This is a genomic window from Cytobacillus sp. FSL W7-1323 (assembly GCF_038595015.1).
Classification (GTDB): Bacteria; Bacillota; Bacilli; order Bacillales; family Cytobacillaceae; genus Cytobacillus; species Cytobacillus kochii.
Genome location: NZ_CP151998.1, coordinates 3,074,041 through 3,099,612, shown reverse-complemented (window position 1 = coordinate 3,099,612; position 25,572 = coordinate 3,074,041). Strand labels below are relative to the sequence as shown.

Genomic DNA, 25,572 nt, shown 5'->3' with positions numbered 1-25,572 from the left:
ACTATAATAAGATATATAACTGTAAGGAAGTGAGAAAACAGTGCATAGTAAAGAGGCTTATTTATTTTGGTCATTGGCCAATCATCTGCTACATAAAGAAGAATATCGCTTCATTCAGCTTTCTGAAAAACAAGATGAACTCTGGATTGAGAAGTTAGAGAATAAACAGACAAAAATCATTCGTTTGCTAAGGAAGGATTTAGATTGGAGTAACTGGTTACAAAGAGATATAGAATCAGTTGCCTTTAATGGTGAGCGTATTCGAAAACAAGTAAGGCATAGAGAAATGACTGTGCTCAATATATATATTTCACCATTTGTACCTGTTGACGATTATGAGGATAAGCTTAATAAGCCCTTTCAGCATTCCAAAATGGAGAAGACAACGGTTGAATCTGTCATTATGACTGTGGATAGGCTGGAAGAGGTGGCCAAACAGCTGCAGCGACACTTTATGAAACCTCTTCTCTTTTTAGAAGAACCATCTGATGATATTGATGAACAAGTAATTGAAAACTTAAAAAAACAGACATTATGGCTAGCAGCAAATAAAGCGAAAGAAGAAACAGAGGTTTTTAATCAAGGTAAGCCCATTTTTACATATCTATTTATTGTGCTACAAGTCCTAGCTTTTCTTTGGCTGGAGTGGAAAGGTGGAAGTACAAATACCTCGGTGCTGATTGAAAGTGGAGCAAAATATAATCCACTTATTTTGGCAGGTGAGTGGTGGCGTTTTTTCACACCGATCATTTTACATATTGGTTTCCTGCATTTATTGATGAATACTCTTGCTCTTTTTTATTTAGGCTCTGCTGTTGAACGAATAATGGGCAATACAAGGTTTATAGTTATTTACTTGTTATCTGGTTTTATGGGTTCATTGCTTAGTTTTATTACTAGTCCTAACGTATCGGCTGGAGCGAGCGGAGCGATATTTGGCTGTTTTGGAGCGTTGCTTTTCTTTGGGATATTGAAACCAAAATTATTTTTCCGCACAATGGGTATGAACATTATCGTTGTTCTTGTGTTTAACCTTGCATTAGGCTTTATGATCCCAGGAATTGATAACGCTGGTCATATTGGTGGTTTAATTGGCGGGTTCTTAGCAACGGGAATCGTTCTTTTGCCTAAGAAGAGAAACAGGATTGCTCAACTATTGATAGCTTGTTTCACGGCTCTTCTCATAAGTGGAGGTCTCTATTATGGCTTTCATTTCCCTAATGATCAAACACAAGAAGAGATGGCTTTGATTGAAGCACAAACTTATTTAGAAAAAGAAAATTACTCAATGATGATTAAAGAGCTTACTCCGTTTGATAAAGAAGGTGCAACCGCACAAACTTATTTTTTATTGTCCTATGCGGAAATTCAATTAGGAGAAACAGAGAAAGCGAAGCGTCATTTGCATCTTGCTATTGAAGTAAACGAACAATTCCATGAAGCTTACTATAATCTTTCCTTATTATATTTAAGGGAAGGCAATACGGATGAAGCGAAAAAGTATCTTGATCAAGCTGTAGAATTACATGACTCAGAAGACTATCGGCAGCTACTAGACAATCTAAATGAAAACAAATAAGATATTTCGACAGGAAGGGAATATTTCCTAGGAAATTCTACATCTTTTCTTAGAAACTTAAAAAACTTGTTGTTTAACATAATGTAAAAGGAATCAACCTCTTAGGAGGGTATGATTCCTTTTTAGTATGTCTATGATGTTTGTTAGGAATATATTTGAATGAGGTGAACTCATGGAAACAAACAAACATCATAAAGTATCTAAGGAATTGATTAACAATACATCATATTTAAAAGAAGCATTAGCAGTCGGAAAAAACTTTGATGTGTTACAAATAGATGTGGAATATACTGGGATTGACATGGCAATCTATTTGGTTGATGGCTTTGCTAAAGATGATATTATGAATCGGTTAATGGAATTTCTTGCTCAGCTTGGAAGAGAACAATTAGAAGAGGATACTGTTCCGAAGCTAATGAAGAGATATATCCCTTATATCGAAATTGCTACAGAAAGTGATCTGGATGCAATTGTTGATGCTGTATTAGCTGGTCAAACGGCATTGGTCATTGATGGAGCAGATGAAGCGATATTAATTGATACAAGGTCTTATCCGGCCCGCGGCCCGGAAGAGCCTGATATTGAAAGGGTTGTAAGAGGCGCAAGGGATGGCTATGTTGAAACATTAGTTTTTAATACAGCACTAACGAGGCGGCGGATAAGAGATCGAACGTTAAGAATGGAGTATTTACAAATCGGTAGACGCTCAAAAACTGATATTGTCATAACTTATATTGAAGATATTGCAGACCCTGAGTTGGTCAATAAAATAAAAGATAGTGTATCTAAAATTGATACAGATGGCTTACCGATGGCCGAGAAGACAATTGAAGAATACATTTCTGGTCAGCATTGGAATCCTTATCCGATGGTTAGGTATACAGAGAGACCGGACACAGCAGCTTCGCATTTATTTGAAGGTCATGTATGTATCATAGTGGATGGTTCACCGAGTGTGATTATAACACCGACTACTTTCTGGCATCATTTGCAGCATGCAGAGGAATATCGAAACAAACCGATTATTGGTGCTTATTTAAAATTCGTTCGCTTTATTTCCGTATGGGCTTCGCTGTTCCTTTTACCTATTTGGTTTTTATTTGCTGCGAATCCAAGTTTATTACCAGATTCTCTATCATTTATAGGACCAGAAGAGGCAGGGAAAATCCCTTTGATTTTGCAAATCTTAATTATTGAAGTAGGTATTGATATGTTGAGGATGGCCTCCATTCATACCCCCTCGAGTCTTGCTACTGCTCTCGGCTTAGTAGCGGCACTCATGATAGGTGATTTGGCTGTTTCAGTGGGCTTATTTACAAGTGAAGTCGTTCTTTATTTTGCGATTGTAGCAATTGGTACATTTGCTACACCAAGTTACGAATTAGGATTAGCTAATCGAATTGTTCGTATTGTTTTATTATTACTGACAAGTGTATTTCATATGTATGGTTTTATCATCGGTATCACACTATTTGTCATTTGGTTGTCTAAAATGAAGTCTTTCGGAGTCCCTTACTTATGGCCGTTTATTCCCTTTAACCTAAGAGCCTTTAGAGATGTCCTTTTACGTTCACCAATGCCTTTGAAAAATAGACGTCCAAGAATGTTGCATCCAAAAGATCCAGATAGATAAAAGAACACTTTTCTTTTGATCGTTAGAATTACTCTTTCTCTCATGTTTTAATGATTGAGGAAGAGTTTTTTTTCGTTTATACTTTGCTTTATGAAAGAAAGAATCGAGGGAATGAATGTGAAAAGTTTTTATGATGTACAACAGTTGTTAAAAGCATATGGTGCTATTATTTATATGGGTGAACGTTTATTGGATATTGAAATGATGGAGCTTGAAGTGAGTGAATTATATAAAGCAAAAATAATTGAAGTAGATACCTATCGAGATGCTTTATTAGTCTTAAGGGCTGAGAGAGAAAAAGAGAAAAAGAAAACAAGAAAATAGTTGCTCATTACTTCTCTAGGGGGTGTTGTTTTGTTTGTTGGTGTGGATATAGGTGGTACAACAATTAAATTTGCTTTTGTTAACGAGAATGGCGACATTCACTTAAAATGGCAAGAAATGACGAAGCAGGATTATACAGACAACAGTTTAGCAGAGCAAATTACAACTTCAATTGAACATCATAGAAAGAGGGCGCAATTAAAAAAAGAGCAGATTTTATCTGTTGGAGTCGGTGCCCCAGGACCGGTTGATAGCAAAAATGGAATTTTACTTTCAGCAACAAATATAAATTTGTCACCTCACTACCGCTTACAAAAAGAACTATCAGATTACATGGCGCTTCCAGTGATATTGGAGAATGATGCTAATTGTGCAGTGTTAGGCGAACGCTGGGTTGGTAGCGCAACTGGCTACAAAGACATTGTACTCTTAACAATTGGTACTGGTATCGGTGGTGGCATTATTAGTAATGGTCAGTTAATGCGTGGGAATGGGGGTTCTGCTGGTGAAATAGGCCATATCAATGCCGTTTCTTCTTATGGCGTGCGATGTAATTGTGGAAAATGGGGTTGTCTTGAAACGATTGCCTCAGCTTCTGGAATAGTACGTGTGGCTAAGGAAATCATTCATTCTAACAAGAACACATTATTAGTTGACCATTTATCAGTTCAGAATATATTTCACTTAGCAGGTAAGAATGACGTAGTTGCTAAGGAAGTGGTTCAAAGAACAATGAAGCCATTAGGCATTGCCTTAGCGAATGTAGCAGCAATACTAAACCCTGAGGTGATTATAATCGGTGGTGGGGTTTCTCAAGCCGGGAAATTATTATTAGAGCCATTACAATTCTATTATGACGAAAACTTATTTCCTGAGATGCGAGGGTCTACTTTATTGAAACTAGCTACTTTAGGGAATGATGCAGGAGTAGTAGGTGCCGCCTGGAGTGCAAAGCAATTAATTATAGGGTAAGGGCTCAGTAATAGTGAGTAAGTCATCTTTTCTTCTCATTCATCATATGTATGAACTGATGGAGAGGAGGATAAAAGGTGAAGATTAAAGTTAGGTCAGGTGATTCTTTATGGTACTACAGTCAGCTGTTTATGGTTCCAATTAATTTAGTCATTGATAGCAATCCACAAGTGGACCCTTCCTCATTGCAGATTGGCCAAAGCATTCAAATTCCTGGCTTTCATACATCTACTATTAAACTTCAAAAAGGTGATTCACTATGGCAAATAGCATCAAAGAATAATCTTCCTGTCGATGCATTGCTTTTATTGAATCAGCAGTTACAGCCTCAAAATCTACAAGTAAATCAAACAGTCCTAGTGCCAACAAGAGTGATTATGCCTTTAATGGATAGGAAAAAAAGTTATAGTTTTAAAACTTTGCAAGACGATCTCAACCAATTAAAAGAAGTTTATCCATTTATAAAAATAAATGAGATTGGTTATTCGGTGACAGGCAAGCCTTTATATGAGATAAGAATAGGTACAGGTGAAAAGCAAGTTCATTATAATGCGTCATTTCATGCAAATGAATGGATTACAACGCCTGTCCTCATGTCTTTAATAAATGCCTATTTGTTATCTATGACTAATGCAAAACCTTTAAGGGGAATTGAGACTTTACCTTATTATAGTCGTGTTGAGTTATCCGTTGTTCCAATGGTTAATCCTGATGGAGTTGACTTGGTTTTAGGGGGACCACCAGAAGGCTACAAAGAAGAAATATTAGCAATTAATGAACAAAAAGATGATTTTTCCCTATGGAAGGCGAATATTAGAGGAGTAGATTTGAATAAACAATATCCCGCAAAGTGGGAATATGAAAAAGAAAGAAAGCCAGATGTTCCGTCATCTCGAGACTTTCCTGGATATGAACCGTTATCCGAGCCTGAAGCGATAGCGATGGCCAATCTTGTTGAGAATAACAACTTCAGCTTATTATTAGCTTTTCACACACAAGGTGAAGAATTTTACTGGGGATATGAAGGACTTGAACCGCCTGATTCAAAAGTCATTGCTGATGAATTTGAACGAGTAAGCGGTTACCGTTCAGTACAGTATGTAGATAGTTTCGCTGGGTTTAGAGATTGGTTTATTAAAGAGTATCGACGGCCAGGCTTTACGATGGAACTGGGAAAAGGAGTAAACCCCCTGCCGTTATCACAGTATGAAGACATGTATGAAGAAATGCTTGGTGTCTTTTTGGCTTCACTTTATCTTTAATAAAAAATAGTTGTTGCTTGTATTTCCTCCATAATCAGTATAAAATTTACTATTGATTACAATGTTTTTGGGAATTAATTAGGAAGAATTTCGTAGAGAGCGAAGAAAAGCCGGAAACGGCTTTTTCTCGCGTCTATTCAGATAAAAGTGCGCTAGAATGAAGCCAGATTGGAATTCGATGGGGGGCAAGCCAAGTTTATGAAGCACAAAGCGGAACACCAAGATTATATGCTCATATTGCTTTTATTTTTTTCCACAATGATTATAGCTGGCTGTCAAGTGAATGAAACAGGTGATAAGCCACCTGTAAAAGAAACGAATATGACAGAGAAGCAAACTTCAAAACAATCAGTTATACCTCTTGCTGTTTCAGATTCTGATCAAATTTTCTTCTTTGGCTGGTTAGATGCCAAGCACTTATTATTCCTCAATCACAAAGATGAAACATTGAACAAAATTTTTAAATATAATATTTATACCGGAGAACAAGAGTTATTTTTTGAAGGTGAGGCACCAATTAATAATGTCTATATTAGCCCAGATCAACAATATATATTTGTCCAGTCTGAACCAAGTAATCAAAAATGGCGTATTGCTATAGTGGATCATAAAGGTGATTACATATTGCAGGAGTTAATAGATGGCACCGAACTAGCTGTTTCTTGGAATCAATATGATCCGACAAAGTTATTGGTTTCGAGTTTTGCCGAGGACTGGTCTTACACTTCTTATTTGATATCAGCTGAAACAAAAAATATGGAACATATATCTATAGCGGAGCCGTTTGTCCATTGGTTAAGTACTGATTCATTTGTTTATTTGGACTGGAGTACGGTTGGACCTTCAATCGTGACGCAGTTAAAAGAACAAAAAAAGACTGGAACGGCGGAAGTGAAGAAAGAAAACGTGTATTTTGTTGATACATTTAATGATTTAATGGTGACCATTGGTGTAAACGAAAATCATGATGAAGAGGCACAATACACATTCATGAATAACGACTTTGAATCGGTGTTATCTTTTTCAGTTCCTCATTTAACAAGCTTTTCCGGTTGGATGGTTCCACAATATGCCATGATGGATAAAGAGTTTTTATACTTTAAGCCGGAGTACAGTACAGATGCAGATACGTATCGGGGTAGCTTTGATTTCATGGCTACAGATATGGAAACGGGAGAACAGACCGTATTATTAGAAGATATGGACAACGAACCTCTTTCCTGTTCTAATAATGCCAATGCTTGTTTATACGGTCATTATTTAGATAAAATCATTTTATTAGATGAGAAAGAAGTCATTTCACTTATAGAATCTTGAGCAGATAAATTTTCTTCGCTCTTTATTTTGTGCATACTAATATTGATATTTAAAGGAGATGACATGATGGCAATAGTAGACGTAACAATTATTCCAATAGGAACGGAGAGTCCAAGTGTATCAGCTTATGTAGCAGATATTCAAAAGGTTTTAAAAGAATATAAAGATGCTGGGAAAATTGATTACCAATTGACACCGATGAATACACTCATTGAAGGAGAATTACCAGTGTTATTCGAGGTTATCCAAGCAATGCATGAAGTTCCATTTGAAAAAGGACTAGCGCGAGTGGCAACAAATATTCGCATTGATGACCGTAGAGATGTAAAACGTCAGATGGCGGATAAAGTTAAACGAGTAGAATCATTGCTACAAGAGGATGAATGATAAATAAAAAGTCTGCCCTTAAAGAGGCAGACTTTTTATTTACATCCCCTTTTAATGGACAGCTGGGAATCCGCTATGAATTAATGTCATCACAGCAAACCATCCGAAAACGGCAGCTGTCCCGAAAGCGAATACAATCCCTAGGAGATTTTTGTTTCGTAGTGCACTGATTAGACCGAAAATTGCTAAAATAGCTGTTAAACCAGTAATAATTACTAGTCCCATGTTTATAGCCCCCTTTTCATTCAATCAACAAATGAGTCTATGCTCATTCCTTGCAAAGGTTTGGAACCGTATGTAATACTTATTTTTACATTCACATCATATTTTATACTTTTTTTCAAAATTTGTCGAGGTGTATTCTACGAACTTTTCAGATAATAACATGTTAAGGAAGATACATCAAGTCCATTAACGATGTTTGCTTCTCGTAGACTATAGAGTTGTGTACAATAAAAGAAAATAACCAAGGAGGAATTCATTTGAAATACGCACAGTTACCATTAGGACCATTACAAACGAATTGCTATCTTCTTATAAAAGAAAACAAGGACTGCTTAATTATTGATCCAGGGGGAGAAGCAACAAAACTAATTAAAATAATGGATGATGAAAAATTGAATCCGAAGGCGATACTTTTAACGCATGCACATTTTGATCATATTGGTGCAGTAGATGACGTAAAAGAAAAGTACCAAATCCCTGTTTACATACATGAAAAAGAAAAGGATTGGCTAATAGACCCAGCCTTAAATGGTTCAGCAAGATTTCAAATGGGCACAGCGATTTGTTTGCAACCTGCCGATGAGTTATTTGTAAAAGAGCAAGAGATAGATATCTCAGGGTTTTCCTTCAAAGTATTAGAGACACCGGGTCATTCTCCTGGTAGTGTCTCCATTTATTTCGCAGACATTGCCTTGCTGTTTGGTGGGGATGCCCTTTTTCAAGGCAGTATTGGGCGAACAGATCTACCTGGTGGCCATCATGAGACGCTTCTGCAAAGCATACATGATAAATTACTCACTTTACCTGAAGACACACTCGTCTTACCAGGACATGGGCCAGTGACTACCATTGCCAATGAAATGGACACAAACCCTTTTTTGAACGGCTTTTCATAATGAATCCAATCATCCGCTATATCGAAGAAAATAGGATGGAACGGCTTACTTACGCCGATTTTATTCAGTTAGCCCTCTATCATCCTGATTTTGGATATTATATGAAGGGTGATAAAAAGATTGGTGTAGATGGGGACTTTTATACATCACCAACAATGACACCTATGTATGCAACAATAATCGCTAAATGGTTTATAGAGCAGGTGAGAGTGAATCAACTGCCTGCAGCCGTGTTAGAAATTGGTGCAGGTGATGGTTCATTTGCTCAAGTCTTTATAAATCAATGGGAAGAGATGACCGATGAGTCGCTAGTTTATATATTAGTTGATGAAAGCCCTCATCATAGAAGATTACAAAAGGATAAATTAAGTAAACATCACAGTGTAGAACTTCATTTTCTCCAATCATTAGATGAATGTCATACGTTTTCAGGGCTTGTTTTTTCTAATGAACTACTTGATGCGCTACCTGTTCATTTAGTAGAAAAAAAAGATGATTGTTTATATGAAATAATGATTACTTCCAACCAAAATGGGCTAACCGAAGTCTATATTCCTATAGAAAATCAGGAAATCATTTCATACATCGAGCAAATGTCGATTTCTTTATACAATGGCCAAAGAATGGAGATTCCATTATTTATGGATGGCATAAGTGCATCGATTAGCGAAGTGTTAGAAAAAGGACTTGTATTGACAGCTGATTATGGTTACACGGACGATGATTGGTTAATACCGACGAGAAAAGATGGCAGCCTGAGGGGATACAGGAAACATCAGCTTATCCCCAATATCCTTACACACGCTGGTGAGATGGATATTACTCATGATGTGCACTGGGATTCGTGGATCCGTTTTGGTGAGAAGTATGGATTGACTTTTATGCAGAAATGGCGGCAAGATGAGTTTTTAATTGCATCAGGTATTCTAGATGAATTATCCAATCATAGTGGAGACCTATTTTCAAATGAGGCTAAGAAAAATCGTGATATTCGAACATTATTAATGGATAGTGGAATCAGCCAATCGTTTCAGCTTGTTCTTCAGAAAAAGAACCTTTAAAAAAACATAATAAAAAGAGGATGACGTTGCATCCTCTTTTTATTATGTTTGTTATGTGTGCTTTTAGTGTGACCCCATACCTGGTACCATCATAAAGACAGTCCAATATGTGAATCCGATAAAGGCAACAGTCAAGTATGCGCCAAAAATATAAATGTACATACGCTCTGTAAGCTTTAAGTAGCCTAGTAGCACAAAGAAACCAGTTTGGCCAAGGAATAGTAGTGCTGGTGTATACATATCACCTACATAAAACATAATTGCAAAAATAGCAGTCCAGAATCCCATCACTCTATACATGCGATCCATATGTATCCCTCCTTTAACACACACATATGTCCATTACTCAATAATTATAAGGTAATACTTGGTTAAAAGTAAACAGTATGTTTTTTATTTTGCGACAGCTTCATAAGAACATGAAATACACCCGTTTAACATATTACCCAATTCCCTTAATTCTATATCTAAAAAAACCGTCTCAAACATGCCTCGTAAAAATTCAAAGTGCATATGACATATTTCACCTTGATTTTTCTTTGCGGTTTCTTTAAAGGGACAATTAAACATTTCAAACATGATCTTTTTTCCATCAAAATTAAATTCTGGCTGAAGACCAGCCACTTCTGCTGCTTCAATGACGAGAGCTAATTTTCTTTCAAATGAGTCCTCTAATGTAACCATTTGCCTGTGTAATGCCGTCTCCATCAATTTCTCGCCATATTTTTTACCAGTTATATATAATGCTTTTTTTCCTTCTGGCCCAAGTGTAATCATTGTTTCGAGAAGAATATCTGATAACATTTGATAATTACGATAAGGAAAATGTAGTCCAATCTCGCTATCAGTTAGGTGATAGCGCTTGCTCGGTCGGCCACCTTGACCGGTTTTTTCTATTTTAGCTTCAAGAATGTGGATTTCTGCGAGTTTTGATAAATGCAATCTAGCAACATTCGGGTGAATAGAAAACTCTTTAGCAATTTCTTTAACAGTGACAGGGAAATGTTTTTTAAGAACATACTGATAAATATAGTATCTCGTTGGATCGGATAATGTATTCGTAATTTTTAATGTTTCATTCATTATTCTCACCTCTCATATGGTTGTCATTATTCTTTTTTTCGTGATATGAATAGGATTTTAAAGAAGCGATTGCACTGTCAGTCATTTGTGGATGTTTTATATTTGTTAATACCATTATATAGTAAAGCGTGTTGAAAGAGGAGAGGGTAGAGGGAATCTCTTAAATGTTCAAAAAAAAGTTAAAGAAAAGGACTAAAATCATGCAGGAAACGATCTTTTTTTGGCGAATAATAAAATATCTTAAAAAAGGTGGTGACTAATTACTTGGTCTCAATGCAACGTATGGCTACCTTAATTTTAAGGGAAGCTGTGAAAACAGAAGTAACAGATATTCATTTTGTCCCCAGAAAGAATCACACAATCATTTATTTCCGCTATGGCAAGCGCCTTGTCCCTAAACATTACATCCCTCATTATGAATCTGACCGCTTAATTTCTCATTTCAAGTTTATTGCATCCATGGATATTGGTGAAAAACGAAAGCCACAAAATGGCGCCTATTCTACAGATATTGAAGGATATGAGATAGGCTTACGTTTCTCCACATTGCCCTCTCAATACAATGAAAGTCTTGTCATCCGCATCCTGCCACAATCGTCGCATATTTCTTCTCACAATGTTTCACTATTTCCAACGATGTCCCGAAAAATCCTTGCTATGCTTAAACATGCGCACGGGATGATCATACTAACTGGTCCGACCGGTAGTGGAAAAACCTCAACCTTATATAGTCTGCTAAATGACAATTCCAACCTATTCAATCGAAGTATTATCACTTTAGAAGATCCGATTGAGAAAAAGACTGACTCCTTACTGCAAGTCGAAGTAAATGAAAAGGCAGGTGTAACATATGCTACTGGTTTAAAAGCTATCCTTAGGCACGACCCGGACATAATTATGGTTGGGGAAATACGCGACGCACAAACAGCTAAAATAGCTGTGAGAGCAGCTTTAACTGGGCATTTAGTATTGACGACGATGCATACGAGAAATTCTGTTGGAGCCATACATCGGTTAGTGGAGTTTGGGGTAGCATGGAAGCAAATAGAACAAACGTTAGTAGCCATAACAGCACAGAGGCTTGTAGAATTAACCTGCCCATTTTGTGAAGGAGAATGCACCGATTTCTGTTATAGCTGTGGCAGGTTAAAAAGAGCTGGTGTATTTGAATTATTGAGTGGAAGGGAATTGAATCAAGCTTTGAAGGCGGCGAAAAGTAGTGAGAACAATTATGAACCATATTTTTCGCTCAAGTCAGCTTTGAAAAAAGGGGTAGCCTTAGGGTATGTAAAAGAAAGTGAGTTTAATCGGTGGATTTTAGATGAAAAAAGTTAAATGGACATTAAAGGAGCAATGCGACTTCCTGAAGAAAGTAGGAGAATTATTATCAAGGGGTTATTCGCTCTCAGAAGCGATGGCGTCCTCGAGTTTACAATTGACCTTAGAGAAAAAGCTACAATTACAAGAGGTTATATATCAGTTAAAAGAAGGTTTCCATCTGCACTCTGCCCTAGGGTCAATGAACTTTAATTCACATCTAGTTGGTTATGTCTTTTTTGCTGAGCAGCATGGAGGATTACAACAAGCTTTTATTGATGGCAGTGAAATGATGCAAAAGAGGGGAGAGGATATGAGAAAGTTAAAAAAGGCATTAATGTATCCATGTTTCTTATTCATTATCACCATTCTTCTGTTTTTTCTCGTTGATAAAATCATTCTTCCTCGCTTTACCTCACTTTTTCAGTCGATGAATGTCAATGAAAATACCTTTATGGTGCTCCTTCAATGGATTGGTTCTGTTGCTCCTCTATTTTTAATTGTAATGTTCACCCTGTTACTATTTAGTTCTTTGTATTACTACTTTATTTTTCGACGGTTTTCAATGATCAGACAAGTATCTCTTGTTGTTCGCATACCGATTATTGGCAAACTAGTCGCCCTTTTTTATACACATTACTTTGCTATCCAATTGCATTATTTACTTGCAGGTGGGATGTCTATCACAACTTCCTTGAACTTATTTGCTAAAGATGAAAAACAACCATTAATGAAGGAAGTTGGTCAATATTTGCGTCGTAAGCTAGAAAATGGTGAACAATTAGATGAATTGATTCAGGTTTTTCCCTTTTTAGAATTAGATTTAAGGGCAGTTATTCGTCATGGGCAGCAAAATGGAAAGCTAGAAGAAGAACTACAATTCTTTAGCCGCTATTGTCTGCAGTTGTTAGAAGAAAAAATAGATCAGATAATGAAAGTAATACAACCCGCTATTTATCTTATTGTCGGTTGTCTAATTATTTCATTATATTTAGCAGTAATGTTACCAATGTTTCAACTAATGGAGGGCGTATGATGAAAAACATAAAAAATGAAAAAGGGTTTACCATGATTGAAATGATGATTGTCTTGTTAGTCATATCTGTACTCCTAATTATTACAATCCCAAACATCACAAAAAACCAATCAGCGATAAACGAAAAAGGCTGTAGTGCTTATACAAAAATGGTTCAGAGTCAAGTGCAATCGTATGAATTAGCTAATAATAAGCTTCCTGAATCATTGGATGTGCTTGTGGCGGAGGAATATTTAAATGAAGGTGAAACAACATGTCCGACCGGAGAAACACTTGTTTTAATAGACGGCATTGTGACGGCGGTGAGAGACGAATAAATTTACAGTCAGGGTTTACTTTGATTGAATCATTAATTGTTTGGTCTGTTTTTAGTGTTATTCTTTTTATTACTGCTATAAGCATGCAGCACCAATTTGAAGAGTATGATAATCAAGCTTTCTTTGCCAAATTAGAAGGTGACCTTCTATATGCTCAGCAGTATGCAATTGTAAATCAAACCACGGTTAGTGTTTATCTTTTACCTGATGAGCATGAATACATCTTTTCTAATGGTCGAAATATTTTCTTTCGTCAGAAATATAGTGAGGATTATTTCATTACTAGCGGTACAATGCCATTACATTTCAAATTTTTAAATACTGGGAAAATTAACCGTTTTGGTTACTTGCAAATCAAAAGCTCGCTTAAGCAGTACAAATTTGTTTTTCAAATAGGCAGAGGGAGATTTTATGTGGAAGCATACTAGTGGTTTTATGCTCATTGATTTACTCTTCACGTTATCGGCGATGCTTTTAATCGCCACTCTTTTTATTCCTGTTATGATTCATCTCTATACGTACGCACATATTGAAGATTTGAGATATGAAGCCACTCAAATTCTATATGAGGAAATGATGGACAATGATAGGGTGCTACCTAGAATGGTGAGAAAAGACGAAATGTCATTTCACCTTTTTAACAGTGAGGCTAATAATATTTGTATCTCTTATCTCTATCAACGAGAAGTGATGATCTGTGAAAAGTATTAAAAGTAACGGATTTACATTAATAGAAGCACTTATAACTTTAGCTTGCTTTTTAATCATTGTGAGCTTTATGCCACTTGTGTTTAAGGTTATTTCCGTTAACGAGAATATTGATGAAAGAAAGCAAAAGATTGAATGGCTCGTATTTATTCAGCAATTAAAAAAAGAAGTACGTGTTGCTGAGAAGATATCATTAGATAATCGAGGAGAGCTCATTTTATTAATAGACAATCAATCTATTAGCTATGAAAAATATGGTGATAAGTTAAGAAGGCGTGTGAATGGGGCAGGCCATGAAGTTGTGTTACAAAAGCTTCAATCCGTTCAATTTGAGGTGAAGGAAGATAACATGTTGCTTATTTATAAAAATATTTTCCAAAAAGAGTATCGGTCTTCTTTTTATCAAATGAAAATAAGGAGTACAAACGGTGACGAAGAAGATGAATGAGAAGGGGCTGTTTTATCCTTTTGTATTATTCCTCATTGTTTTGCTTTCTTTTGTGATTACCATTCAAGCAGATTTTTTAATAAGAGAAAAAAGAATTTTGAAATTAAGTAGTATACTTTTACAACAGGAGTACTATTTTAAACAATCTATTACTTATTTAGATGAACAATTTCATTTGAATGATGAGCTACCAATAGAAGGAGAGTATTTATTCAATCATGGAACGGTTTATTATGATTTAGAAGATCAAGAAGGAGGCCTCATCAAAATCAATCTGGAAGTACAAATAAAAGGTGTTGCGAACGTAGAAGCGATTGCGTATTATTCATTGATTGAAAAAGAAGTGGTCAAATGGATGGAAATCGAGAGAAAATAATAGGAATAAATGGTTTATGAATGGGAAAGACTAGTAGCTAAAAAAGCAGGGATGCCAGATGAATTCTAATGATTATGTCAAGTTTATTACTCAGACATTCGTTCAATATATGGAACAACCAAAGTCTGAGAGAAAGAAACAAAGAATAGAAAGAAAGCAAGAAAAAGCGCCTGTTTTATTTAGGTGGTTTGGAATTGTACCTTATCTTTTGTTTTACGGAATGAAAGGAACGAAAAAAAGAAATCATTAATCAACAACAATCAAAAAATATGAACAAAACCCATTGTTGGGTTTGTTCATATTTTTTTTTAGTGTCGATAAGAATACTGGTGCCATCGTTGTTAAAAGGAAGAATGAGGAATACTCTAGCAGTATGGTTAAGCCATAGGTACTTAGTGTTTCCTTAAGAATCTCATGAGTTGTCCACGTTTGTTAATGCTTAACTAATCGCTTCATCTGTTAAATAAAATAATCCACCATTAACGATAGAAATATGAACTTGGGGTTCATACTGCTCTTGTAATGCAGTCATTTCGTTTTCGAAGCTTTCTCCTTTTTCATCCGCATCTTCATAGAATCTTTCTAATAGTTGCAGGTCCTTTTGCCATCTTAGTCGTGCTTCATCTGCCCATGTGTGATCTTCTTTTTCAATTTCCGACTGTAAAAAATTCGCTACACGCATCACACCACTTTGAGGCTTGATAAATGGTGACAATGTAAAGCTAAAGTCTGGTATTTTAGGAGTAAGTGATAAATGAAGGAGCTTATCATGGAATTGTTCAACCATCTGCCCGTTAATTAAGTGCAAGCCGATTGACTTGAACAAATCTTTTTTACGATCACATTGATAGGATATCCGTAGATTTAGCCCTAGCCAAGGACGTAAGGCGGTTTGCGTTCCTGGTGGGGCCTCGTAATTTTCATACAAACGGATATAACCAGCCAAGTTTTTCGTCGATTGAAAAATTTGATGCAAGCGAGGTGATCCAAAGTGAATGATCTCTCCCTTTATATCATCTGGTGCTAAGGACGGATTGGTTATAAGTGTAAGTTCCATTGGGTTTGCAACACCGCCTGTTTTCTCTAAATAATGCCAATAAAAGGGACGGTTCATTAATTCTTTGTCTAATTCTACTGTCAACTGAATGACTAAATAGCCTGGTTTATTTTCAAGGATTTCACAATGGTTGGCATGAAAGTATCTTAATAGAAAATGGTGGATTTCATGTTGCTGCATGTTGATTTTCCTCCTTTACAGACTCAGCAAATTCAATCATAGATGTTAAATTATCCATTTTTATGCGCATTTCTCCTTCTGAAGCCGATTGTCCGAAGATATCAATTAGGTGATCATTAATACTGCCAAATTGTAGTTTAGTTAAAATATCATCCAATTCGCCAATCACTTTTTCGAAGAGATGGATTTTTTCATACAATAGTTTGAGTACATGTTCTTCTACTGTATCTTTTGTAGCGAAGTTATAAATATGGACATCGTTTTTTTGACCAAGACGGTGAATCCTACCAATTCGTTGTTCTAGTCTCATTGGATTCCAAGGAAGATCGAAGTTAATGATATAACTACAGAATTGTAGGTTGATCCCTTCACCGCCTGCTTCTGTGGCAATTAACACCTGGGCATGGTTTTGGAATAACTCGCGCATCCAATCTTTCTTCCCGCGTTTGAAACCACCGCGAAAAGGAACAGACGTAATGTTATGCTGTTTTAAGAACCATTGTAGAAATAGCTGTGTGGCTCGATACTCTGTAAAAATAATGACTTTATCATTGATTTGTTGAATGATTTCTAATGCTTTTTGGGCTTTTGCATTTTGTTGAATATTTTCTACTAACCCAATTAACTCCTCAATTTTTTGCTGAAAGGCAACAGAGGGTTGTTCTTGTTTCTTTAACATATTTCTTAAAGTGTAAAATACCGCTTCGCGACTGCTACATGCTTCACGTTGTAAAGTCATAAGTGAAAATTGGTTATCAGTCATCCAATTACCTTCTCTGTGCATGGAAGAAATTGCATCATATAAGGCTCTTTCTTCTTTTGAGAAATGGATGGGAACGGTTTCGACATGTCTTTTTGTCCATTCAATACCCGTATCTTGTCTACGATTACGAATCATTACTTTATTGACTAGCTCCTTTAAACCTTCATCATCATCGAGAGAGCGTGCATTTTTTTTGTATTTTTCATAGAAAGATGTTTCTGTTCCTAAGTGACCTGGTTTTAACAAAGAAACAAGATTGAAGATCTCACTAATTCGATTTTGTATAGGTGTTGCTGTAAGTAGTAAGCAAAATTTCTTTTTTAAAGACTGTACAAATTCATAGTTTTTTGTTTTATTATTCTTTAATTTATGTGCTTCATCAATAATAATCAAATCATAGTTTTGTTCAAAGACTAAACTCCTATGCGGCTCTCTTTTCGCTGTGTCGATTGATGATACAACAACATCACATTGCTCCCACACATAGCTCTTTTTTTGAGCGACAGCTGGGATGAAGAACTTACTGTTTAATTCAATTGCCCACTGAGACACTAGTGAAGCGGGTACAAGGATGAGTGCTTTCTTTACAAGCCCTCTGATCATGTATTCTTTTAATATTAACCCTGCTTCTATCGTCTTCCCTAATCCGACCTCATCAGCTAGAATTGCTTTACCATTCATGTTTTCCACTACTTGTTCGGCAACCTCTAGTTGATGTGGTAGTGGGGTGAGGTTTGATAAATGTTTGTCTACTTGCAGTCCATCAAACGCAGGGATGACCGTTTGATTCTCAACCTCAATGGTAAGCTTGAATAAATCCCAGTTTCCCCATGGTCCATCATTATCAATACGGTTTTGAAATTCATCTTGCCAAGTTGCATCAAAATTTATTTGTAAAGTCATTTGCTCTCTCCTTTTTATACGAACATTATTATAATTTTTAAATATAATGTTCGTATTAAGCTTAAGTCTTGTTGAAAAAACATTAGATTTTTAAATAAAAATATTGCTCAAATAATGATAGGATGGTAGGATGTAAGTAGCTTTGAAAGTTGTGAATTTTCAACGCTAAATCTGCAAATACGTACAATACGTCTTTGTAAGCTTCGACTCTCTAAAGCAGTTAATTATAGTATGTGCAAATGGAAAAAATTATAAACGCGAATGATAGCAAGGGGAGAGACTGCAGTGCTGCAGCGCCGAAGGAGCAAACAATCATCGTATTGTGAATCTCTCAGGCAAAAGAACACTTGCTTGACGCAACTCTGGAGAGAGCTCAAGGTAATAAGCGAGCCACCAAAGGGGAAAGGCTGCAATATCGCCGTAAACTCTCAGGTGAAAGGACAGAGAATCTGCTCAAATGATCGGTTTTGAGGAGATTCTCTGTCCTTTTTGTGTGCTTTAGAACACTTAGCTTCTTTAATGGGTTAAAGTGGAGAGCGTGTAGCTTTCGTCGTAGCATTTGGCGAGAAGCCAAGTACTTCTATGGCTAGTATGCAAATATTCATCTTAGAAAAAAACAGAAATATAAAGGAGGATGAGTGAATGTCACAGTTGAAGAAAACACCACTACATGACATTTATCAACAGTATGGTGGAAAAACGATTGATTTTGGTGGATGGGCTCTACCTGTTCAATTTTCTAGTATTAAAGAAGAACATGAAGCAGTACGTACAAAAGCGGGTCTGTTTGATGTATCACATATGGGAGAAATTGAGGTTAAAGGTCAAGATAGTTTACGTTATCTTCAGAAAATGATGACAAATGACGTCGCAAAACTAAAAACGTTTGGTGCACAATATACAGCAATGTGTTATGAAAATGGTGGAACTGTGGATGATTTGCTTATTTATAAAATGACTGAAGATGAATATCTCTTAGTCGTAAACGCAGCTAATATCGAAAAAGATTATCAATGGTTACAAAGTCATTTAGAAGGAAATGTTGAACTTAAAAACCTTTCAGAGGATATGTCACAATTGGCCTTGCAAGGTCCTATGGCTGAGCTTGTTTTACAGAAGATTACAGATGTTGATTTAAGTGAAATTGGATTTTTTAAATTTAACCAAACAGTAAATATTAATGGCAAAAATGCATTAGTATCGAGAACTGGCTATACCGGTGAAGATGGATTTGAAATTTATTGTCAAAATGAGGATGCAGTCTTTTTATGGCAGTCGATTTTAGAAGCAGGAAAAGAAGATGGAGTTCTTCCTTGTGGTCTAGGTGCCCGAGATACCCTTCGCTTCGAAGCAAATTTAGCTTTATATGGTCAAGAGTTGTCTGCTGAAATTTCTCCGCTTGAAGCAGGTATTGGCTTTGCCGTAAAAGTGAACAAAGAAGAAGATTTTATTGGAAAAGTGGCATTAAAATCACAAAAAGAAAATGGGTTAAGTAGAAAAATTGTTGGGATTGAAATGATTGAACGTGGGATTCCTCGTCATGGTTATGCAGTTTATGCTGACGACCAACTGATTGGTGAAGTTACTACAGGTACACAATCTCCTACTTTAAAGAAAAATATCGGCTTAGCACTTCTGGACAATCAATACACAGCGCTAGATTCTGAAGTGGAAGTTGAAATTCGTAATAAGCGTGTCCGTGCCAAAGTAATTGCAACACCGTTTTATAAAAAAGAGAAAAAGAACTAACTTATCAGGGGGAGAGAAGCGATGAAACACCGTTATTTACCGATGACTGATTCTGATCAAAAAGAAATGCTTGAAGCAATCGGAGTCAAAGCAATTGATGATTTATTTAGTGATATTCCTGAAAGCGTTCGTTTTAAAAGGGAATATAATATTAAACCAGCTAAAACGGAATCTGCTTTAATGAAAGAATTGATGCTTCTATCACAAAAAAATGCAGATTTAAAAACAAATACTTCATTTTTAGGTGCAGGTGTTTACGATCACTATATGCCAGTTATTGTTGATCACGTGTTATCGCGTTCAGAGTTCTATACCGCTTATACACCATATCAACCGGAAATTTCCCAAGGTGAGTTGCAAGCGATTTTTGAATTTCAGACAATGATATCTGAACTAACAGGAATGGATGTAGCAAACTCATCTATGTATGATGGTGGGACGGCACTTGCGGAAGCTGCTATGTTAGCAACTGGGCATACAAAGCGTAAAAAAGTATTGATTTCAAGTACAGTACACCCTGAATCAAAAGCTGTAATTCAGACTTATGCAAAAGGCCAATACATCGATGTAGTTGAAATCCCACACAAAGATGGATTAACAGATATGAGCGCACTAAAAGAAATGATTGGTGATGACATTGCCGCAGTAGTCGTGCAATACCCTAACTTTTTTGGAAGAGTCGAGCCACTCGCTGAATTAGAAGAAATTATCCATGCTCATAAATCTTTATTTGTTGTATCAAGTAACCCACTATCTTTAGGAGCGTTAACACCTCCAGGAAAATTTGGTGCAGATATCGTTGCTGGCGATGCGCAAGTTTTTGGTATTCCAACAGCTTTTGGCGGTCCTCACTGTGGTTACTTTGCCGTGACAAAGAAACTCATGAGGAAAGTACCTGGACGTTTAGTGGGGCAAACGGTTGATGAGAACGGACAACGTGGATTTGTACTCACACTTCAAGCAAGAGAGCAACATATCCGTAGGGATAAAGCTACATCTAACATATGTTCTAACCAAGCTTTAAATGCACTAGCCGCATCTGTTGCTATGACAGCCTTAGGTAGAAACGGTGTTAAACAAATGGCGATAGATAATATTCAAAAGGCGCATTATGCGAAAGAACAATTTAGAAGTGCAGGCTTTGATATTACTTTTGATGGCGGTTCATTCAACGAGTTTATTATTAAGTGTAATCGTCCAGTTCGTGAGGTAAATCAAGCATTACTGAAAAAGAATATTATTGGTGGTTATGATTTAGGCAGAGATTATAGTGAATTGGCTCATCATATGCTTATTGCTGTAACAGAACTAAGAACAAAAGACGAAATTGATACATTTGTGGCAGAAATGGGGGATTACCGTGCATAACGAAAACCAGGCGCTCATTTTTGAGCTAAGTAAACCAGGGAGAATCGGCTATAGCCTTCCCGAGATGGATATCCCAGAAGTAGAATTATCTGATTTGCTCCCAGCTGAATATATCCGTCAAGAGGACGCGGATTTACCTGAAGTATCTGAACTTGATATTATGCGTCATTATACAGCTTTATCTAAGCGTAACCACGGAGTAGATTCTGGTTTTTACCCGCTTGGGTCTTGTACGATGAAATATAATCCTAAAGTAAATGAGAATGTAGCACGCTATAACGGCTTTGCTCATTTACACCCATTACAGGACGAAAGCTCTGTTCAAGGTGCAATGGAGTTGTTATATGATTTACAAGAGCATTTAATTGAGATCACAGGAATGGACGAAGTCACTCTACAACCGGCAGCAGGTGCCCATGGGGAATGGACTGGGTTGATGATGATTCGTGCCTATCATGAAGCAAACGGTGATTTTAACCGTACAAAAGTTATTGTTCCAGATTCAGCTCATGGTACAAACCCTGCCTCGGCAACTGTGGCGGGCTTCGAAACCTTAACAGTTAAGTCTAATGATCAAGGCTTAGTAGATTTAGAAGATTTGAGGAGAGTGGTGGGAGATGATACAGCTGCTCTTATGCTAACAAACCCTAATACGTTAGGTTTGTTTGAAGAAAATATTCTAGAAATGGCAGAAATAGTTCATGGAGCAGGCGGGAAACTGTATTATGATGGAGCCAACTTAAATGCCGTTTTATCTAAAGCAAGACCGGGAGATATGGGATTTGACGTTGTTCATTTGAATTTGCATAAAACATTTACTGGTCCCCATGGCGGAGGAGGACCCGGTTCAGGTCCTGTTGGGGTAAAAGAAGACTTAATTCCTTATTTGCCTAAACCAATCTTAGTGAAAACAGAAGAAGGTTATACATTTAATTATGACCGTCCACAGTCAATTGGAAGAGTCAAGCCTTATTACGGTAACTTCGGTATCAATGTCCGTGCCTATACGTATATTCGTTCTATGGGTCCAGATGGTTTGAAAGCTGTTACTGAAAATGCAGTACTTAATGCCAATTATATGATGCGTAAGCTAGCGCCAGCATTCGATCTACCATATGATAAACATTGTAAACATGAGTTTGTACTAAGTGGAAAACGCCAGAAAAAATTAGGTGTACGCACGCTTGATATCGCGAAGCGTTTGCTTGATTTCGGTTATCATCCACCGACTATTTACTTCCCGTTAAATGTTGAAGAGTGTATGATGATCGAACCAACAGAGACTGAATCTAAAGAAACACTCGACAGCTTTATTGATGCCATGCTCCAGATTGCCAAGGAAGCTGAGGAAAACCCTGAGGTCGTCCAAGAAGCGCCTCACACGACAGTAATTGGCCGTTTAGACGAGACGCTAGCAGCAAGAAAGCCAGTATTACGTTATCAAAAGGACTAATATAAAACGCCCTCTTACAAATATGTACGAGGTCTAAATAAAACGTGAACAAATTCATTTATGTGTATTTGTTCGCGTTTTTTTATCGCAAAAATCACTCCTAATAGGAGTTTATAATTGTAGATTAAGAACGGAACTTATTCTTCTAAATAAAATAAAAAAGATAAGTATATTGGGACTCTTTACGTAGGATATAAATGGTCTAATGAGGTTTGTAATCTGGTAGTTTAGAGGGAATAGAGGGATCGTGAAGAATGAGAATAAACCACCCGTTTTAAGGCGGGTGGTAGGAGAGATCTATTTTTTAGATTTAATTTTCCCGCCCCATTTTTTGAAGCCGCCTTGTAAATGAGAAAGATTTTTGTATCCCTTCCGATACAATAGTTGAGCCGCTCTACCGCTTCTCATTCCGCTCTGGCAGTATAAATAAACAGGCTTATCTTGACGAAGTTCAACAAGTCTTGTTTTTAACTGAGATAAGGGAATATTTCTGGCACCTAAAATATGGCCACCTTCATATTCATTTGGTTCTCGGACATCAATCAATTGCGCTTTACGATATCCTTCTCTGAATTCTTGTTCTGATAATGTTTTTACAATTCTCTTTTGATACAACCTTGTGATTACTGTGTAAACAATAATAGCACCGATTATAATTAATAAAAAATATAGAGTAGACAATTAATATTTGCTCCTTTCAAACATTGCTTACGCCAAGATATATTATATAAGTTTTTCATAGGTTTAGTAAAGGACAAGAACGAGAAAATTGTAATGAAAACTTAATGAAGCCCGCTTTTTTTGCACATTTAGTAAAGGTGAAAAATCTTTCCATTAAGCGCTCATCTTTTTAATGCTTCATCAGTTGTAAGGACAAATCATTTTTTTAGACTATATGGAAAGAAGAATGTATGGCTTTTTTTTCTGGTCGAATTTTGATAGACTAAAATACGCTTAAACGTTTACTAAAAATAGATGTAAAAGAGGGTTATTATGGGGAAGGAAGTATGGCGATTTATCCATTCAGGTATGGGTTCTCCATCATTTAATATGGCTTTAGATGAAGCTTTATTAGATTGGAATAGCGAAGGGAAAATGCCACCAGTGATTCGTTTCTATGGTTGGAACCCAGCCACACTATCTATCGGGTATTTTCAAAAAGTTGATAAGGAAATTAAGCTTGAAGCTGTAAAGGAAAATGGATTAGGTTTTGTTCGTAGGCCTACAGGTGGTCGTGGGGTTCTGCATGAACATGAGCTGACTTATAGTGTAATTGTTCCTGAAGAACATCCACAAATGCCGAAAACAGTGACTGAGGCTTATCGTGTGATTTCAGAAGGGGTATTACGAGGTTTCCAACAACTAGGCTTAGAAGCATACTTTGCTGTACCTCGTTCAAAGGAAGAAAAAGAAATGCTAAAGAATCCTCGTTCATCCGTTTGTTTTGATGCACCAAGCTGGTATGAATTAGTTGTAGAAGGTCGTAAAGTAGCAGGTAGTGCCCAAACACGGCAAAAAGGTGTGATTCTACAACATGGATCCATTCTACTTGATTTAGATGAGGATAAATTATTTAGTCTGTTTAAATATTCTAACGATCGCGTGAAAGAAAGAATGCAAAGAGCATTTAGTAGTAAAGCGGTAGCGATAAATGAACTGACGGATCGAAAAATTACATATGAAGATGCAGTAGTGGCTTTTAAAAAGGGATTTGAAGAAGGACTTGACATCATTTTAGAACCATATGAGCTTAATGCAGAAGAAATAACTTATGTTGAAAAGCTAGCAAAAGAAAGATATGAAAATGATGAATGGACATTTAAACGATAATAAATTTTTTTTCGACTCGCTCTTTTATTTTTAAAAGAGTAGAGTCGAATTGTTTTGTCTACTAGATTTGTGAGAAACGATTTAAAGTGCAAGTCGTAAAATTGGTGAAAATCATTTATTTTATTAACTTAAATAAATAATTGCTCTTGTTTTCGAGTGTTTATCCTCTTTCTTGCATTTGACAAAATAAAAATAACACAATATATAGTGTTATATTTTATAAAGTAGGTACTATATATTGATTATCTAGGTTTATTTATGATAACGTAAGGGTATTCTCTAAAAACAATATAAAAGCATAAAACGATGTAAACATAAAGAGAAGTAAATTTTTAATGATTGAAGGAGTTGTCGTAATGTCTGTTGCTGTAGGACAAGAATTAAAGTTAAATGTTGAGAGGTTAAATGAGGACATCCGCTTATTTCCACAAGTGCATCCTATTACTCCAGAGATGAAATTAACCCATAAAGGTGTTTCCCGCCTAGTTATGCTTGATAGATATACATTTAAAGATACAGAAAAAGTAACGTTATCTGAAGGTGACTTTGTTGTTCTAACGATTAAGGAGGATCCGAAGTTTCCTGCGCGAGGTTTAGGCTACATTGTAGAGATTGATTGGGAAAATAAAAAAGCAGTTGTACAAGTTGAACAAGATTATCGCGGTGTACTCGATACACAAGAAGAGATAGAAACGGGAATCATTGTACGTTCTTTAGACGTTATAGAGAAGCCGTTAGAAGTATTTTATGAGCAAATTGCTAAGCGCAATGCCACAGGGTTAGCTTCGGTTGAAAAGACTGAAGAAAAACAGAAAGAATGGTTTGAAAAGTTTTATCAGGAATTAGCTGATTTGAACTTTATTCCAGCTGGTCGTGTTTTGTATGGTGCCGGTGCTGATACTGAGGTTACATACTTTAATTGCTATGTAATGCCGTTTGTACAAGATTCTCGTGAAGGTATCTCTGAGCATCGTAAACAAGTCATGGAAATCATGTCTAGAGGTGGCGGTGTTGGAACGAATGGTTCGACATTAAGACCGCGTAATACACTAGCGAAAGGAGTGAATGGGAAATCTTCCGGTTCTGTTTCTTGGTTAGATGATATTGCGAAGTTAACACATCTCGTTGAACAAGGTGGTTCAAGAAGAGGTGCGCAGATGATAATGTTAGCGGATTAATTGATGCTGTAGTCCGCGTCATTCAAACCAATGAATGACTAGAAAATCGGGTGAATTGCGGGGATATCCTGTTAAAGGCAAAACTGCTACAACGTGACTGGCAACGGTGAGCGTGAACGCTATAAAAAATGTTTTGCATGGGACAATCCG

General features: G+C 36.5%; 27 protein-coding genes, 1 pseudogene and 1 riboswitch. Of the genes and pseudogenes, 22 read left to right on the top strand and 6 right to left on the bottom strand.

The genetic code is table 11. From position 1 onward, the window contains the following. Positions 1–40 precede the first annotated feature (40 nt). From MKX67_RS15655 to MKX67_RS15625, 7 genes are all read left to right on the top strand, one after another. Positions 41–1,579, top strand: a complete 1,539-nt coding sequence (locus MKX67_RS15655) for a rhomboid family intramembrane serine protease (protein WP_095372572.1) — start codon at positions 41–43, stop codon at positions 1,577–1,579. Between the two features lie 172 nt (positions 1,580–1,751). Further along, complete coding sequence (locus MKX67_RS15650) at positions 1,752–3,212, top strand: spore germination protein (RefSeq protein WP_095372573.1); 1,461 nt, start codon at positions 1,752–1,754, stop codon at positions 3,210–3,212. A 117-nt stretch (positions 3,213–3,329) separates the two neighbouring features. Continuing rightward, positions 3,330–3,536: a YqgQ family protein gene (locus MKX67_RS15645; protein WP_095373646.1), complete on the top strand. Its 207-nt coding sequence runs from the start codon at positions 3,330–3,332 to the stop codon at positions 3,534–3,536. 30 nt (positions 3,537–3,566) lie between these two features. Continuing rightward, positions 3,567–4,508: an ROK family glucokinase gene (locus MKX67_RS15640; RefSeq protein ID WP_157733935.1), complete on the top strand. Its 942-nt coding sequence runs from the start codon at positions 3,567–3,569 to the stop codon at positions 4,506–4,508. A 77-nt stretch (positions 4,509–4,585) separates the two neighbouring features. Next, the gene (locus MKX67_RS15635; protein ID WP_095372575.1) at positions 4,586–5,770 is read left to right on the top strand and encodes a M14 family metallopeptidase; all 1,185 of its coding nucleotides are present in this window, start codon (positions 4,586–4,588) and stop codon (positions 5,768–5,770) included. 198 nt (positions 5,771–5,968) lie between these two features. Continuing rightward, positions 5,969–7,087, top strand: coding sequence for a hypothetical protein (locus MKX67_RS15630; protein WP_095372576.1), 1,119 nt, complete (start codon positions 5,969–5,971; stop codon positions 7,085–7,087). A 66-nt stretch (positions 7,088–7,153) separates the two neighbouring features. Continuing rightward, the gene (locus tag MKX67_RS15625) at positions 7,154–7,474 is read left to right on the top strand and encodes an MTH1187 family thiamine-binding protein (RefSeq protein ID WP_095372577.1); all 321 of its coding nucleotides are present in this window, start codon (positions 7,154–7,156) and stop codon (positions 7,472–7,474) included. Positions 7,475–7,525: 51 nt separating this feature from the next. Here MKX67_RS15625 and MKX67_RS15620 read toward each other — a convergent pair whose 3' ends face one another. Next, on the bottom strand, positions 7,526–7,699 hold the full coding sequence (locus MKX67_RS15620) for a DUF2759 domain-containing protein (RefSeq protein WP_095372578.1): 174 nt from the start codon (positions 7,697–7,699) through the stop codon (positions 7,526–7,528). Between the two features lie 257 nt (positions 7,700–7,956). Here MKX67_RS15620 and MKX67_RS15615 point away from each other — a divergent pair, with 257 nt between their 5' ends. Further along, positions 7,957–8,595: an MBL fold metallo-hydrolase gene (locus tag MKX67_RS15615; protein WP_095372579.1), complete on the top strand. Its 639-nt coding sequence runs from the start codon at positions 7,957–7,959 to the stop codon at positions 8,593–8,595. Beyond that, positions 8,595–9,656: an SAM-dependent methyltransferase gene (locus MKX67_RS15610; RefSeq protein ID WP_342488441.1), complete on the top strand. Its 1,062-nt coding sequence runs from the start codon at positions 8,595–8,597 to the stop codon at positions 9,654–9,656. The genes MKX67_RS15615 and MKX67_RS15610 overlap by 1 nt, the downstream gene beginning before the upstream one ends. Positions 9,657–9,719: 63 nt before the next feature. On the opposite strand, the gene MKX67_RS15605 is transcribed toward MKX67_RS15610, so the two are convergent. Further along, positions 9,720–9,965 carry a DUF2626 domain-containing protein gene (locus tag MKX67_RS15605; protein ID WP_095372581.1) on the bottom strand — a complete coding sequence of 82 codons (246 nt, stop codon included), beginning with the start codon at positions 9,963–9,965 and terminating at the stop codon, positions 9,720–9,722. Between the two features lie 84 nt (positions 9,966–10,049). After that, positions 10,050–10,739, bottom strand: coding sequence for a helix-turn-helix domain-containing protein (locus MKX67_RS15600; RefSeq protein WP_342488439.1), 690 nt, complete (start codon positions 10,737–10,739; stop codon positions 10,050–10,052). Between the two features lie 264 nt (positions 10,740–11,003). On the opposite strand from MKX67_RS15600, the gene comGA reads away from it, so the two are divergent. The 8 genes from comGA to MKX67_RS15560 are packed head-to-tail and all read left to right on the top strand — an operon-like array spanning position 11,004 to position 15,191. After that, positions 11,004–12,074, top strand: coding sequence for a competence type IV pilus ATPase ComGA (comGA, locus tag MKX67_RS15595; protein ID WP_342488438.1), 1,071 nt, complete (start codon positions 11,004–11,006; stop codon positions 12,072–12,074). Next, on the top strand, positions 12,061–13,092 hold the full coding sequence (gene comGB, locus MKX67_RS15590; protein ID WP_342488437.1) for a competence type IV pilus assembly protein ComGB: 1,032 nt from the start codon (positions 12,061–12,063) through the stop codon (positions 13,090–13,092). Before comGA ends, comGB begins: the two co-directional genes overlap by 14 nt. Next, on the top strand, positions 13,092–13,409 hold the full coding sequence (comGC, locus tag MKX67_RS15585) for a competence type IV pilus major pilin ComGC (RefSeq protein ID WP_341056427.1): 318 nt from the start codon (positions 13,092–13,094) through the stop codon (positions 13,407–13,409). The genes comGB and comGC overlap by 1 nt, the downstream gene beginning before the upstream one ends. Then, positions 13,346–13,837: a competence type IV pilus minor pilin ComGD gene (gene comGD, locus MKX67_RS15580; protein WP_095372586.1), complete on the top strand. Its 492-nt coding sequence runs from the start codon at positions 13,346–13,348 to the stop codon at positions 13,835–13,837. The genes comGC and comGD overlap by 64 nt, the downstream gene beginning before the upstream one ends. Continuing rightward, complete coding sequence (locus MKX67_RS15575; protein WP_095372587.1) at positions 13,821–14,120, top strand: hypothetical protein; 300 nt, start codon at positions 13,821–13,823, stop codon at positions 14,118–14,120. Before comGD ends, MKX67_RS15575 begins: the two co-directional genes overlap by 17 nt. Continuing rightward, positions 14,107–14,565 carry a competence type IV pilus minor pilin ComGF gene (comGF, locus tag MKX67_RS15570; RefSeq protein WP_095372588.1) on the top strand — a complete coding sequence of 153 codons (459 nt, stop codon included), beginning with the start codon at positions 14,107–14,109 and terminating at the stop codon, positions 14,563–14,565. The genes MKX67_RS15575 and comGF overlap by 14 nt, the downstream gene beginning before the upstream one ends. Next, entirely contained in the window at positions 14,546–14,941 is a 396-nt protein-coding gene (gene comGG / locus MKX67_RS15565; RefSeq protein ID WP_342488435.1) for a competence type IV pilus minor pilin ComGG, read from the top strand. Before comGF ends, comGG begins: the two co-directional genes overlap by 20 nt. A 58-nt stretch (positions 14,942–14,999) precedes the next feature. Then, positions 15,000–15,191, top strand: a complete 192-nt coding sequence (locus MKX67_RS15560; RefSeq protein WP_095372590.1) for a YqzE family protein — start codon at positions 15,000–15,002, stop codon at positions 15,189–15,191. Between the two features lie 189 nt (positions 15,192–15,380). Here the strand turns inward: MKX67_RS15560 and MKX67_RS15555 are convergent, their stop codons facing one another. Both MKX67_RS15555 and MKX67_RS15550 read right to left on the bottom strand, forming a co-directional pair. Continuing rightward, positions 15,381–16,178 (bottom strand): YqhG family protein, encoded by a 798-nt coding sequence (locus tag MKX67_RS15555; protein WP_224935993.1) that lies wholly within the window; start codon positions 16,176–16,178, stop codon positions 15,381–15,383. Further along, a complete protein-coding gene (locus MKX67_RS15550; protein WP_095372592.1) occupies positions 16,165–17,844 on the bottom strand; it encodes an SNF2-related protein in 1,680 nt (559 codons plus the stop codon). The genes MKX67_RS15555 and MKX67_RS15550 overlap by 14 nt, the downstream gene beginning before the upstream one ends. A gap of 261 nt (positions 17,845–18,105) precedes the next feature. Then, positions 18,106–18,201, top strand: a riboswitch (glycine riboswitch). A gap of 285 nt (positions 18,202–18,486) precedes the next feature. Between MKX67_RS15550 and gcvT the strand changes: the two genes are divergently transcribed. The 3 genes from gcvT to gcvPB are packed head-to-tail and all read left to right on the top strand — an operon-like array spanning position 18,487 to position 22,414. Beyond that, positions 18,487–19,593: a glycine cleavage system aminomethyltransferase GcvT gene (gcvT, locus tag MKX67_RS15545; protein ID WP_095372593.1), complete on the top strand. Its 1,107-nt coding sequence runs from the start codon at positions 18,487–18,489 to the stop codon at positions 19,591–19,593. Positions 19,594–19,614: 21 nt separating this feature from the next. Then, the gene (gcvPA, locus tag MKX67_RS15540) at positions 19,615–20,961 is read left to right on the top strand and encodes an aminomethyl-transferring glycine dehydrogenase subunit GcvPA (RefSeq protein ID WP_342488433.1); all 1,347 of its coding nucleotides are present in this window, start codon (positions 19,615–19,617) and stop codon (positions 20,959–20,961) included. Beyond that, a complete protein-coding gene (gene gcvPB / locus MKX67_RS15535) occupies positions 20,954–22,414 on the top strand; it encodes an aminomethyl-transferring glycine dehydrogenase subunit GcvPB (RefSeq protein WP_095372595.1) in 1,461 nt (486 codons plus the stop codon). The genes gcvPA and gcvPB overlap by 8 nt, the downstream gene beginning before the upstream one ends. Positions 22,415–22,711: 297 nt before the next feature. Here the strand turns inward: gcvPB and MKX67_RS15530 are convergent, their stop codons facing one another. Continuing rightward, positions 22,712–23,095: a rhodanese-like domain-containing protein gene (locus MKX67_RS15530; protein WP_095372596.1), complete on the bottom strand. Its 384-nt coding sequence runs from the start codon at positions 23,093–23,095 to the stop codon at positions 22,712–22,714. 312 nt (positions 23,096–23,407) lie between these two features. On the opposite strand from MKX67_RS15530, the gene MKX67_RS15525 reads away from it, so the two are divergent. Further along, complete coding sequence (locus tag MKX67_RS15525; RefSeq protein WP_095372597.1) at positions 23,408–24,244, top strand: biotin/lipoate A/B protein ligase family protein; 837 nt, start codon at positions 23,408–23,410, stop codon at positions 24,242–24,244. A gap of 356 nt (positions 24,245–24,600) precedes the next feature. After that, positions 24,601–25,419: pseudogene (locus MKX67_RS15520) on the top strand (ribonucleotide reductase N-terminal alpha domain-containing protein); the annotation flags it as partial. Positions 25,420–25,572 lie beyond the last annotated feature (153 nt).

Bases quoted from the DNA above. Each gene is read 5' to 3' on its own strand.
- comGD (WP_095372586.1), top strand. From the start codon at position 13,346: ATGTCCGACCGGAGAAACACTTGTTTTAATAGACGGCATTGTGACGGC.
- comGB (WP_342488437.1), top strand. From the start codon at position 12,061: ATGAAAAAAGTTAAATGGACATTAAAGGAGCAATGCGACTTCCTGAAG.
- gcvT (WP_095372593.1), top strand. From the start codon at position 18,487: ATGTCACAGTTGAAGAAAACACCACTACATGACATTTATCAACAGTAT.
- MKX67_RS15625 (WP_095372577.1), top strand. From the start codon at position 7,154: ATGGCAATAGTAGACGTAACAATTATTCCAATAGGAACGGAGAGTCCA.
- MKX67_RS15560 (WP_095372590.1), top strand. From the start codon at position 15,000: ATGAATTCTAATGATTATGTCAAGTTTATTACTCAGACATTCGTTCAA.
- MKX67_RS15610 (WP_342488441.1), top strand. From the start codon at position 8,595: ATGAATCCAATCATCCGCTATATCGAAGAAAATAGGATGGAACGGCTT.
- MKX67_RS15575 (WP_095372587.1), top strand. From the start codon at position 13,821: ATGTGGAAGCATACTAGTGGTTTTATGCTCATTGATTTACTCTTCACG.
- MKX67_RS15630 (WP_095372576.1), top strand. From the start codon at position 5,969: ATGAAGCACAAAGCGGAACACCAAGATTATATGCTCATATTGCTTTTA.
- MKX67_RS15555 (WP_224935993.1), bottom strand. From the start codon at position 16,178: ATGCAGCAACATGAAATCCACCATTTTCTATTAAGATACTTTCATGCC.
- MKX67_RS15550 (WP_095372592.1), bottom strand. From the start codon at position 17,844: ATGACTTTACAAATAAATTTTGATGCAACTTGGCAAGATGAATTTCAA.
- MKX67_RS15620 (WP_095372578.1), bottom strand. From the start codon at position 7,699: ATGGGACTAGTAATTATTACTGGTTTAACAGCTATTTTAGCAATTTTC.
- MKX67_RS15525 (WP_095372597.1), top strand. From the start codon at position 23,408: ATGGGGAAGGAAGTATGGCGATTTATCCATTCAGGTATGGGTTCTCCA.
- comGC (WP_341056427.1), top strand. From the start codon at position 13,092: ATGAAAAACATAAAAAATGAAAAAGGGTTTACCATGATTGAAATGATG.
- gcvPA (WP_342488433.1), top strand. From the start codon at position 19,615: ATGAAACACCGTTATTTACCGATGACTGATTCTGATCAAAAAGAAATG.
- MKX67_RS15605 (WP_095372581.1), bottom strand. From the start codon at position 9,965: ATGGATCGCATGTATAGAGTGATGGGATTCTGGACTGCTATTTTTGCA.
- MKX67_RS15650 (WP_095372573.1), top strand. From the start codon at position 1,752: ATGGAAACAAACAAACATCATAAAGTATCTAAGGAATTGATTAACAAT.
- MKX67_RS15600 (WP_342488439.1), bottom strand. From the start codon at position 10,739: ATGAATGAAACATTAAAAATTACGAATACATTATCCGATCCAACGAGA.